Raw genomic sequence first — 10180 nt, 5'->3', positions numbered from 1 at the left:
GCTTGACGAATCGAGCCAATTTTGAGGTGTCAACCATGTCTCCGAACACCTGTCAGCCATGTCCCCGGGCTGAACAGCAGCGAAGCAATCCAGGGCGTCAATGGGACTCTGGATTGCTTCGCTGCACTCCAATGATGCAATGAACTAACAGCTCGTGTCCAATCAAAGAGCGCCGGACCGTAGGGTGGGCAAAGGCGCATGCAGGTCTCGCCACAGGGGCGGTGCAGATGCGCCGTGCCCACCATCTTCCGGCACAGCGCGCCGCGCGACGGTGGGCACGCAGCCGCCTGGCGGCGGCCGCTTTGCCCACCCTACGGTCCATGCTTCCTGATCACAATCTCAGCCCAATACGTGCATGTTGAGATCGCGCATCCGCCTTACTCGTTTGGTGCAATCACCCTGATGGAATCGGGGCCATCCAACGAAGCGGAGCATGGATCATGCAAAATCGGCAATCTCGCGAGGAGACCGATTGGGTCAGCGTCGTGGCGATCGTCTCGGTGTTCCTGATCGCCAGCTTGGCCCTGCATTTCGGCTGGCAGCTTCGGTGATCAGTCCGCTACGACGCAGGTCATCATCGATTGAATGTCCAACCACGCGGCGTTGCCGAATCGTATATCTGGTAGTTGCACCGGGTCGGCAAGGATGTGCAATTCACCGGAGAGCCGATCGGGGAGAAGCGCTGACGCCGGTACGGCGACCAGCTCGTACATTCGTTTTGCGTTAGCGATTGAGCGATGGACGTCGGTCCAATCGTAGACGAAAAGCCCTCTTTCGGCCAAATCGATGAAGCTGTCCGGCCGCGGCACTCTGACAAGCAAACGAGCCGATGACACAATCGGCAACCGCAACAAATGCTGTTCGATATCCTCGATGGGGGTATGATTCACATTGAGTGCGGTCGCGGGGATTGGTCCTGCGCCTGCGGTCATGAAGGCGCCGACATGACCGTCTCCATCAGAGGCAGTCCACACACAGTCGATTTGGTTTGGATATCGTGTCATCTGAATCTGATACGTGGCGCTCCACTCCTACGCCGCCTTCTTCTTCTCCGCGAGCTCGGCCAGCTCCTTGAGGATATCCGTCGTCCCCGCCAGCCGCTCCTCCGGGGTCTCCCATATCTGCAGGAACACGACCTTCATGTCGGGACGTACCTTGGCGGCCTGGCCGTGGCGCTTGATGAAGGCGACCAGGCGCTCGGGATAGGCAAAACTGTTGTCGCGGAAGGCGACGACGGCGCCCTTCGGACCGGCATCGACCTTCTCGACATTGGCCCGGCGGCAGTAGTTCTTGATCGCCGCGACCTTGAACAGATAGCGCGTCTCGTCCGGCAGCTTGCCGAAGCGGTCGCGCAGCTCGGCGGCAAAATTCTCGATCTCCTCGTCGGTCTCGAGATCGGCGAGCCTTCGGTACAGCGACAGCCGCACCGAGAGGTCGGAGACGTAGTCCTCCGGGATCAGCACGGGCATGCCGATGGTGATCTGCGGCGACCAGCGGTCGACGGTCGGCTCGGTGATGCCCGCCTTGAGGTTCTCGATCGCCTCCTCCAGCATCGACTGATAGAGCTCGAAGCCGACCTCCCTGATGTGGCCGGACTGCTCGTCGCCGAGGAGATTGCCGGCGCCGCGGATGTCGAGGTCGTGGCTGGCGAGCTGGAAGCCGGCGCCGAGCGTCTCCAGCGACTGCAGCACACCCAGGCGCTTCTCGGCCTGCGGGCTGATCTTGTGCGTCGACGGCAGGGTGAACAGCGCATAGGCGCGCAGCTTGGAGCGGCCGACGCGGCCGCGCAGCTGATAGAGCTGGGCGAGGCCGAACATGTCGGCGCGGTGCACGATCAGTGTGTTGGCGCGGGGAATGTCGAGGCCGGATTCGACGATCGTGGTCGACAAGAGGATGTCGAACTTGCCGTCGTAGAACGCCGACATGATGTCCTCGATGACGGTCGGCGCCATCTGGCCATGGGCGACCGCGACCTTCATCTCCGGCACGGTCTTGTCGAGGAACTCCTTGACCTCGGCGAGGTCGTCGATGCGCGGCACCACGTAGAACGCCTGGCCGCCGCGATAACGCTCGCGCAGCAGCGCCTCGCGGATCATCACGGGATCATGCGGCGCGACGAAGGTGCGCACGGCAAGGCGATCGACCGGTGGCGAGGCGATGATCGACAGCTCGCGCACGCCGGTCAAAGCAAGCTGCAAGGTGCGCGGAATCGGCGTGGCCGAGAGGGTCAGCACGTGGACTTCCGCGCGCAACTGCTTCAGCCGTTCCTTGTGGCTGACGCCGAAATGCTGTTCCTCGTCCACGATGACGAGGCCGAGGTCGCGGAACTTGATCGACTTGCCGAGCAGCGCGTGGGTGCCGACGACGATGTCGACCGAGCCGTCGGCGAGCCCCTTCTTGACCTGGTTGAGCTCCTTGGTCGAGACGAGGCGCGAGGCCTGCGCGACGTTGACCGGGAAACCCTTGAAGCGCTCGGTGAAGGTTTTCGCGTGCTGGCGCGCCAGCAGCGTGGTCGGCACGACGACGGCGACCTGCTTGCCATCCAGCGCGACCGCGAACGCCGCGCGCAACGCCACCTCGGTCTTGCCGAAGCCGACGTCGCCGCAGACCAAGCGGTCCATAGGACGTCCTGCTTCGAGATCGGCGAGCGTCGCCTGGATCGCGGCGAGCTGGTCCTCGGTTTCGTCATAGGGGAAGCGCGCGCAGAACTCGTCGTAGAGGCCCGCCTGCACCGGCAGCTTCGGCGCCTCGTGCAGCATACGCTCGGCGGCGATCTTGATCAGCTCGCCCGCCATCTCGCGGATGCGATTCTTGAGCTTGGCTTTGCGGGTCTGCCAGCCGGAACCGCCGAGCTTGTCGAGCTCGACATTGGTCTGGTCGGAGCCGTAGCGCGACAACAGCTCGATGTTCTCGACCGGCAGGTACAGCTTGGTCTCGCCGGCGTAGCGCAGCTCGAGACAGTCATGCGGCGCGCCGGCGACTTCGAGCGTCTGCAGACCGACGAAGCGGCCGATGCCGTGATCGACGTGCACAACGATGTCGCCAACGCCGAGGCTCGTGACCTCGGAGATGAAATTGTCGAGCTTGCGGCTCGCCCGGCGCGGCCGCACCAGGCGATCGCCGAGAATGTCCTGCTCGGAGATGACCGCGATCTGATCGGTCTCGAAGCCGGACTCCAGCCCGAGCAGCGCCAGCATGGTCTCGTTGCGTGGCGTCGCCTGCACCACGCGCCAGGTATTGACGCTGGTGACGTGGATCAGTTTGTGGTCCTTCAACATGCTGGCCATGCGGTCGCGCGAGCCTTCGCTCCACAGCGCGATGACGACCTTCTTGCGCACCGACTGCAGCGCCTGCACATGCGCCACCACGGCCTCGAACACGTTGACCGCGGCGTCGTTGCGCTCCGGCGCGAAGTTGCGGCCCTGCCGTGCCCCGATGTCGACGACGTTTGCCGCTTCGGGCACGGCGAAGGGCGTGATCCGCGCCAGCGGAACGGCTGCGAGCCGCTCAGCCCATTCGGACGACGTCAGATACAGGCGGTCGACCGTCAGCGGCTTGTAGATCGCGCCGCCGCCGGGATGCTCCATGGCCTCGCGACGCGCGTCGTAATAATCGATGATCTGCTTGAAGCGCTCGCGCGCGGCGTCCTCGCCCTGCGGCTCGATCACGACCGGCGTGTTCGGCAGGTAGTCGAACAGCGTCTCCATCTTGTCGTGGAACAGCGGCAGCCAGTGCTCCATGCCGGGATAGCGCCGGCCCTCGCTGACGGCCTCGTACAGCGCATCGTCGCGCTCGGGCGCGCCGAACTCGGCGACATAGCCCATGCGGAAGCGGCGGATGGTGTCGGTGACCAGTTGGAATTCGGAGACGGGCACCAGATCGAGCGAGCGCATGTCGAGCAGGGTGCGCTGGGTCTCTGCGTCAAAGGTGCGGATCGATTCCAGGCTGTCGCCAAAAAAGTCGAAGCGCACCGGCTGGTCGAGGCCGGCGGGAAACAGGTCGAGGATGCCGCCGCGCACCGCATATTCGCCGCTCTCGCGCACGGTGGACGAGCGGTTGTAGCCGTTGTGCTCGAGCCAAGCGACGACCGAGTCCATCGGCACGACATGGCCAGGCGCCACCGACAGCGCCTGCCCGGCCATGGTGTCGCGCGCCGGGACGCGCTGGACGATGGCGTTGACCGTGGTCAGCACGATCAGCGGCTTGTCGCTGCCGGCCAGGCGCGACAGCCGCGCCAGCGTCGTGACGCGCTGCGCCAGGATGCCGCCATGCGGCGAGACGCGGTCATAGGGCTGGCAGTCCCAGGCCGGGAACTGCATGACAGGAAGATCGGGCGCGAAGAAGTCGAGCGCCCGCGCCAGCTGCTGCATGCGTGCGCCGTCGCGGCAGACCACGGCAAGGCTCACCGCCGGCGGCTTCGGCCTGGCGGCGATGGCACGCGCGAGGTCGGAGACGACGAGGCCTTCGGCGCCCTCGGCGACGTTGGCGAGCGTCAGCGCGCGCCCCGGCGCGAGATGCTCGGCAGGCGACTTGACCGGGCTCTTCATCAGTCGGCGTCCACCGCGCGGAACGCCTTGATGCGAGCGAACAGCGCCGGGGTCTGCTCCGGCGGCAGCGGCCGGGCGCCGGTGACCGCGGCATAAAAGTCCGGGTCGGGGACTTCGAGCAGTTGCTCGAGCTCGGCCAGCTCGCTCTCGCTGAGGCTGCCGATCTCGGCGTCGGCAAAGCGGCCGAGGATCAGATCCATCTCGCGGGTGCCGCGATGCCAGCAGCGGAACAGGAGCCGCTTGCGGCGGTCGTCAAGGCCTTGGCTCGATCGGGTCGTTCCAGTCATCGCGACATCCTGCAGTACAACGCCAAAAGCCCGGACGGTGCCGGGCGCGGTTGATATAGCGGTGCGCGGCGTCCCTGTCAGCCCTCGGGACTGCAGAACCGGCATGCCCGGCACCTGAAAACTGAGAAAAAGACGTGGATGTCTCGGCATTCGCGGCTATCCCGGCTCCCAAACCGCTTTAAGTGTTCGCTCCATGCGCCCCAGCATCCTCAATCCCCTGTTTGCGCCGGTCACCGCCCTCTCAGGGGTCGGGCCGAAGCAGGACAAGCTGCTGCGCTACCTGCTCGGCTGCAGCGAGACGCCGCGGCTGGTCGACCTGCTGCTGCATCTGCCGGCCAGCGTGATCGACCGCCGTAACCGGCCGAAGGTCCGCGACGTCGAGGTCGGCACGGTCGTGACGCTGGAGGTCACGGTCGACCGCCACCGTCCCTCGCGCAACGCGCGCGCGCCATACCTCGTTTACGCCAGCGACGAGACCGGCGACGTCGTGCTGACGTTCTTCCGCCCCAAGGGCGACTACATCGAGAAGATCCTGCCGGTCGGCGCCAAGCGCTACGTCTCCGGCACGGTGCAGATGTACGACGGCGTGCCGCAGATCGTGCATCCCGACCGCATCCTCGATGAGGCGGGGTTTGCAAAACTGTCAGGAATCGACCCGGTCTATCCGCTGACCGAGGGCCTCGCGCTGGGCTCGCTGCGGCGGGCGATCGCCGCCGCGCTGACCAAACTGCCGGACCTGCCGGAGTGGATCAGCCCGGAGGTGCTCCGCCGCTGCAACTTCCCGTCCTTGAGGGAGGCGCTGACGCGGGTGCACGTCCCGCAGGAATTGACCGACATCCTGCCGGAGAACCCGTTCTGGTCGCGCCTCGCCTTCGACGAGCTGCTCGCCGGGCAATTGGCGCTGGCGCTGGTGCGGGCGCAGCTGCGCCGGCCCGCCGGCAACCGCCACGCCGGCGACGGCCGCCTGCGCCGCAGGATCATCGACGCCCTGCCTTATGCGCTGACGAACTCGCAGGCCGAGGCGATGGCCGCGATTGCCGCCGATCTCGAAAAACCGGTGCGGATGCTGCGGCTGCTGCAGGGAGACGTCGGCTCCGGCAAGACGGTGGTGGCGCTGCTGGCCGCAGCCGCCGTCGCCGAGGCCGGCAAGCAGGCGGCGCTGATGGCGCCGACCGAGATCCTGGCGCGCCAGCATGCCAAGACCATCGCCCCGCTCGCCGCGCGCGCCGGCATGAACGTGGTCATCCTCACCGGACGCGAGAAGGGCAAGGAGCGCCGCGACATCCTCGCCCGGCTCGAAGCCGGCGAGATCGACATCCTGATCGGCACCCACGCGCTGATCCAGGACGACGTGGTCTTCAAGTCGCTGGCGCTCGCCATCGTCGACGAGCAGCACCGCTTCGGCGTGCGCGAGCGGCTGGCGCTGACCTCGAAGGGCGAGGCCGTCGACGTGCTCGTGCTGTCGGCGACGCCGATCCCGCGCACGCTGGTGCTGACCTATTTCGGCGACATGGACATTTCCGAGCTGCGCGAGAAGCCGGCCGGCCGGCAGCCGATCGACACCCGCGCGGTCGCCGATACCAGGCTCGGCGAGGTCATCGACGCCGTCGGCCGCGCGCTCGATGCCGGCAAGCTGGTGTACTGGATCTGCCCGCTGGTCGAGGAATCCGAGGCCGAGGGCATCGACCATCTCACCAACGCGACGGATCGCTACGAGAGCCTGCGCGAGCGCTTCGGCGACAAGGTCGGCCTCGTCCACGGCAAGATGAAGGGCAGCGAGAAGGACGACGTCATGGGGCGGTTTGCGGCGCATGAGCTGCGCCTGCTGGTCGCGACCACGGTGGTCGAGGTCGGCGTCGACGTGCCGGCCGCCAGCATCATGGTGATCGAGAATGCCGAGCGCTTCGGCCTCGCACAATTGCACCAGCTGCGCGGCCGCATCGGCCGCGGCTCCGAGGCCTCGACCTGCATCCTGCTCTATCACGAGCCGCTCGGGCCGATGTCGAAGGCGCGGCTCGCGGTGATCCGCGAGACCACCGACGGCTTCCGCATCGCCGAGGAGGATCTCAAGCTGCGCGGCGAAGGCGACGTGCTCGGCATCCGCCAGAGCGGCCTGCCCGGCTATCGCATCGCGCGGCCCGAGGTGCACGCCCAGTTGATCACCCAGGCGCGCGACGAGGCGCTGCGCATCCTGAAAGAGGATCCGAAGCTGAAGGGTCCGCGCAGCGACGCGCTGCGCTGTTTGTTGTATCTGTACGAACGGGATGAAGCGATCCCGCTGTTGACCGCGGGATAGACCAACGCCGTGATTGCGAGCGCAGCGAAGCAATCCAGAGTCGTCGCGGGATTCTTGATTGCTTCGCTGCGCTCGCAATGACGCGGGGAGAGGTTCCGGCTACGTCTTCGCCTTGCAGCTCTCGGCGAAGGCCACCAGTTGCGCCGCCTCTGCCCCCTCCCCCTGCACGTCCGCAGCGATGTGCTCGAACAGCCGCGCGAAACCTTCGTAGATCAGCGCCGCCGGATGATCCTCTCCGAGGAAGCCCGCGATCTCGCGCATTTCGGCAACCCAGCGATAGGCCTTCGGCAGCATGTCCGGCAGCGCATTGCCGAGCCGCGCCTGCACGTGCGGCTGGCTCAGAGCCAGCTCATCGCGCAGCGCGTCCGCTGCGCCGGCGCGGGTGGCGGCCAGCACCATCGCGGCGCCGAGCCCGGTCAGCCCCTTGTTGATGCCGGCATAGGACATCTTCAGCGCCGAAGCCGCGCCGATGGGTCCTTCGATCCGTCGCAGATCGAGCCCGAGTTGGCCCAGCACGGAGACATCGGCGGACGCCTCGCCGCTCACATAGAAGGCCGGTCCCTTCGTGCCGGGCTTCGGCGGCAGGCCGATGATGGCGGCATCCACCAGGCGCGCGCCCGACGACAGCACGATGTCCTCGATCGTCCGGATGGTCTCGACGTTGACGGCATTGCAGTCGACGATGATGGGCTTCCTCGAATTCCGGTTGATGACCGTCGCGAGCTGCTCCGCCAGCGCCACGGCCTCGCCCGGCGGCACGATCGACAGGATGATGTCCGCATTGGCGATCTCGGCATCGCTGGCGCCGATCATGCCGGATGCGGCCGCTCTCGCCCGCGTCGCCGCGCTGCGCCCCTCGAGCGACGTCAGGACGTTGCAGCCGTGCTCCACGAGACGGGCAGCGATCGCGCCGCCCATTGCGCCCGGTGCGATGACGGCAATGCTGGGGGGCATGAGGACGGCTCCGGTTCCAACGATGGTCTCGAAGACTATGCGCACCCCGTGACAAAATTGAAGGCACGAAAACGAAGGGCAGCCCTTCCGGGCTGCCCTCGCCTTGGCCGCAACTTCAACGCTCCCCTCAGAGCCCCCGAGAACGCTGGCCGCCGCGGCAGACCTCAGAACGCGATCTTCAATCCTCCGCTGCCGAAGAAATCGTCGCCACCCGTGCGTCCGATGGTGCGCGACACGGTCGCCGTCAGCGCCACATTGCTCCAGAACGGCGCCACGACGCCGGCGCTCACCCGGCCGTAGACGTCGTGCGAGGTGCCGTTCGGAACGGTCCAGTTGTTGACGATGACGGGCGCCGACGTCGCGCTGTACTGAATCAGGCGGCCGTTGCCGATGAGGTCGTCATCGAGCGTCAGGTTCAGGTACGGATTGATGACGTTGCCCTGCACCTGGAACGGGTTGCGCAGCTGCACGCCGACGCTGCCGATCAGGGTCTCGGCGGTCTGCGAGCCGACCGCGAGCGTGAGCGCAGGATCGCCGGTCTCGGTGAAGCCGTCGACACGGGCGCGGGCATAGGTCAGCCCGCCGATCGGGCCGAGCTTTGCCGTGCCGGCATCGAACAGGTAACCGGCCTTGCCGGCCGCGACGAAGGTCGTGCCGCCGGGATTGGAGGTGATGGTGTCGACGACGCCCGGCCGCGTGTTGCGATAGTCCTGATGGCCGATCGTCGCGAGCGCTTCCGCAAACAGGTTGCTGCTGGCCCAGGCGCCGTAGAGGCCGAACTGATAGGAGTTGGCATCCGTGGTGCCGGCGCTGTTGAACAGCCTCGCCTTCGGGTTGGAGTAGTCGAAGGCGGTGCCGATCATGGCGTTCGCCGACAGCCGGTACTCGACGCCAATCGTGCCGCCGATGCTGTCGAGATTGAAGCCGTTCGAGGCGGCGCTGCCCTGGCGGTCGCTGACGCCGCCATTGCCCTGCATGTAGAACGACCATGGACTGACCGACGCGAGCGGCGGCGCCTTGGTGTGGGGCGGGCGGCCCATTGCCCCATAGGCGTTCATCGTCGATGGAGCAAAGCCCGCGGTCTCGCGGAACATGTCGAGCTTGCCGAACAGGGTCGAGGCGAAGCCCATCGCCGTGATCGACCCCACCTCGCCTTGCGGCGCGAAGGTCAGCGGCGCGTTGAGGCGGTTGACGATATATTGGCCCAGCACCTCGAAGCCGTGTGACGTCAGGTGCACGCCATCGACATAGAACAGGTATTGGTTCTGCAGCGCAGGATTGCCGATGCAGGCGATCGGACAGGCGCCGACATTGGTGAAGCCATAGCGCGACGGATTGGCCTGGATCAGCGTCCCCACCAGTCCGGTGTCGACATACTCGACACGTACGCCCGAACGCGCGACGCCGGCGAGCGACTGCTGCATCAGGCTGTTGTAGGTCGTGCTGTAGGCCTTGCCGGCTGGAGCATTGGCGTTGCCGACGGCCTCCGGCAAGGTGCTGACATCGCCGGCCGTGAACACGATGCTGCGCGCGCCGTCCCCGACCAGCGCGTTGATGCCGGCCATGGCCTGCTGAGCCGTGACGGCCGCGGCCGTCGGCGCTCCAGCGAGCGAGCCGCCGGCGCGGTAGTAGGCTCGTGCGTCATTGCCGCCGACGGAAATTTCGACGAGGTCGGTCGATGAGACCCTGCCGGAGAAGCCGGTCAGTCCGCTCCACTCCTGGAAGAAGCCGGGAATGCCGGGCGCCACTACGTTGGTGTTGCCGGCCATGGCGCCGCCGATCGCGTAGTTGAGCTGGGGAATGCCGAGCAGCGCCGAGGTCGTGTCGACGAAATTGGTGCCGCCGCTGAAGCGGCCGGTGGGATAGAGCGGCAGCTTGCCGGCCCCGCCGGTGAAGGTCCAGAGATTGCCCGTATCGGCGTAGCTGTCGCCAAAGGCCTGAATGCGCGTATAGGTGGTCTGGGCTGCCGCCGGCCCGGTCAGTTGCAGCGACGCTACGGACAGCGCGACCACGCACAACAACGTCGTTCTACTCACAGGCCTCATACGCGCTTCCCCAACGTCATACTTTTGTTTGCCCGATGTTTCCATGGTGAC

Annotated in this window: 6 protein-coding genes; 1 reads left to right on the top strand and 5 read right to left on the bottom strand. The window is 66.5% G+C overall.

Annotation, left to right across the window (positions count from 1 at the left end; translation table 11 throughout):
- Nucleotides 1-551: 551 nt before the first annotated feature.
- The 3 genes from ACQR2C_RS09360 to ACQR2C_RS09350 all read right to left on the bottom strand — a co-directional run bounded on the left by ACQR2C_RS09360 (nt 552) and on the right by ACQR2C_RS09350 (nt 4834).
- Nucleotides 552-932 carry a hypothetical protein gene (locus ACQR2C_RS09360; protein WP_434880956.1) on the bottom strand — a complete coding sequence of 127 codons (381 nt, stop codon included), beginning with the start codon at nt 930-932 and terminating at the stop codon, nt 552-554.
- Between the two features lie 99 nt (nt 933-1031).
- The gene (gene mfd, locus ACQR2C_RS09355) at nt 1032-4547 is read right to left on the bottom strand and encodes a transcription-repair coupling factor (protein ID WP_434880955.1); all 3516 of its coding nucleotides are present in this window, start codon (nt 4545-4547) and stop codon (nt 1032-1034) included.
- The gene (locus ACQR2C_RS09350; RefSeq protein ID WP_315800027.1) at nt 4547-4834 is read right to left on the bottom strand and encodes a succinate dehydrogenase assembly factor 2; all 288 of its coding nucleotides are present in this window, start codon (nt 4832-4834) and stop codon (nt 4547-4549) included. The genes mfd and ACQR2C_RS09350 overlap by 1 nt, the downstream gene beginning before the upstream one ends.
- A 193-nt stretch (nt 4835-5027) precedes the next feature.
- Between ACQR2C_RS09350 and recG the strand changes: the two genes are divergently transcribed.
- Nucleotides 5028-7130, top strand: coding sequence for an ATP-dependent DNA helicase RecG (gene recG / locus ACQR2C_RS09345; protein ID WP_434880954.1), 2103 nt, complete (start codon nt 5028-5030; stop codon nt 7128-7130).
- Nucleotides 7131-7229: 99 nt separating this feature from the next.
- Here the strand turns inward: recG and ACQR2C_RS09340 are convergent, their stop codons facing one another.
- Nucleotides 7230-8084, bottom strand: coding sequence for an NAD(P)-dependent oxidoreductase (locus ACQR2C_RS09340; protein ID WP_316178814.1), 855 nt, complete (start codon nt 8082-8084; stop codon nt 7230-7232).
- A gap of 164 nt (nt 8085-8248) precedes the next feature.
- Nucleotides 8249-10129, bottom strand: coding sequence for an autotransporter domain-containing protein (locus ACQR2C_RS09335; RefSeq protein ID WP_434880953.1), 1881 nt, complete (start codon nt 10127-10129; stop codon nt 8249-8251).
- Nucleotides 10130-10180: the final 51 nt, after the last annotated feature.

It is taken from the genome of Bradyrhizobium sp. HKCCYLRH3061 (genome assembly GCF_051168015.1).
In the GTDB taxonomy this organism is placed as follows: domain Bacteria; phylum Pseudomonadota; class Alphaproteobacteria; order Rhizobiales; family Xanthobacteraceae; genus Bradyrhizobium.
Note: the sequence above shows the minus strand (reverse complement) of the source record. Positions and strands in the feature narration are given on the sequence as shown.